2 tRNA genes are annotated in these 643 nt (G+C 38.6%); both read left to right on the top strand.

Annotation, left to right across the window (positions count from 1 at the left end):
• Positions 1 to 33 precede the first annotated feature (33 nt).
• A tRNA-Asn gene (locus C9J46_RS21410) sits at positions 34 to 109 on the top strand.
• A gap of 435 nt (positions 110 to 544) precedes the next feature.
• Positions 545 to 635, top strand: a tRNA-Ser gene (locus tag C9J46_RS21405).
• Positions 636 to 643 lie beyond the last annotated feature (8 nt).

Genomic DNA, 643 nt, shown 5'->3' with positions numbered 1-643 from the left:
AGGTTCGAATCCTTCCCCCACCACCATTATAATTCCTCCTTAGTTCAGTCGGTAGAACGGCGGACTGTTAATCCGTATGTCGCTGGTTCAAGTCCAGCAGGAGGAGCCAAATAAAAAAGCCCGCAAGCAATTGCGGGCTTTTTTACATCTTAAATTTGGAAAATCATTGCTTAGTAGCTTAGTAGCTTAGTAGCTTAGTAGCTTAGTAGCTTAGTAGCTGCTTGGTTATTGGTATCTTTCCTCTCGACCTACCTTACCATTTCTCCCCTAGTTCACTTGGTGATTACCTCTTATCTCTTGTGATCGTTAACCGCAAATTTGGTTATCTACTATGATTCTTTTGAGGTTAGGTGTTGCTATTAAATGATCTATTTTTAGCTTTAATTGTATTATTTATTGAAGATTAAGTGATCATAACCATCTAATAACTATCATATTTGCAAAAAATATTATCAAAATGTGCGTTTGTTAATCGAGTGAGCGTTTTTTCTTAAAAATAGGCTTTACAGGTTTTACATCTATCGGTAATATTCGCCGCACTTACGGAGAGATGGCTGAGTGGTTGAAAGCACCGGTCTTGAAAACCGGCATACGTTTATAGCGTATCTAGGGTTCAAATCCCTATCTCTCCGCCATATTCTAG

The organism is Photobacterium sp. GB-36 (genome assembly GCF_003026135.1).
Taxonomy (GTDB): domain Bacteria; phylum Pseudomonadota; class Gammaproteobacteria; order Enterobacterales; family Vibrionaceae; genus Photobacterium.
Note: the sequence above shows the minus strand (reverse complement) of the source record. Positions and strands in the feature narration are given on the sequence as shown.